A 646-nucleotide genomic window follows, 5' to 3' on the forward strand; every position below is an offset into this window, starting at 1 on the left:
TGAAGTGCCCCCAAAAAGTTGGACGGGTTAAATATTATCCGTATTGAGAAAGGGTTCGGTATTGTACCGGACTCTTTCCTTTTAAGCGGGATTTGATTCTTTTATTGTTATAGTAGTTTATATATTCTTCTAAAGCCTTTATAAAGTCTTGCGACGAATCGAATTTTTCAGCATACAACAGTTCCGACTTCATAATTCCAAAGAAGTTTTCCATCATGGAGTTGTCAAGACAGTTGCCCTTCCTTGACATGCTTTGGATTATATGATGCTCTTCCAAGCGCTTGCGGTATCCGTAATGTTGATATTGCCATCCTTGGTCAGAATGTAGTATAAGGCCGTCAAGGCTCTCGAACCTGGCAAAGGCTTTGTCAAGCATGTCATACACCTGCTCCAGATTCGGGCTTGTTGAGATGTTATAGGAGATTATCTCTCCATTGAACATGTCAAGTATGGGTGATAAGTAAAGCTTTGTGAAGCCTATGTTTATCTGTGTCACATCGGTTGCCCACTTGCGATTGGGAGCAACGGTTGCAAAGTCTCGTCCTATTATGTTTGGAGCTACCTTGCCAACTTCTCCTTTATAGGAGCGGTAACGCACCTTGCGAATCTGACATTTAAGCCCCATCTCTATCATGATGCGCCGCAC

General features: G+C 42.6%; 1 protein-coding gene. It reads right to left on the bottom strand.

Translation table 11 applies throughout. The features are described 5' to 3' along the window. Positions 1–34: 34 nt before the first annotated feature. The coding region (locus tag HMPREF9442_RS09885; protein WP_050795516.1) for an IS3 family transposase at positions 35–646 on the bottom strand (612 nt) is incomplete at its 5' end.

The sequence above is a fragment of the Paraprevotella xylaniphila YIT 11841 genome (genome assembly GCF_000205165.1).
Classification (GTDB): Bacteria; Bacteroidota; Bacteroidia; order Bacteroidales; family Bacteroidaceae; genus Paraprevotella; species Paraprevotella xylaniphila.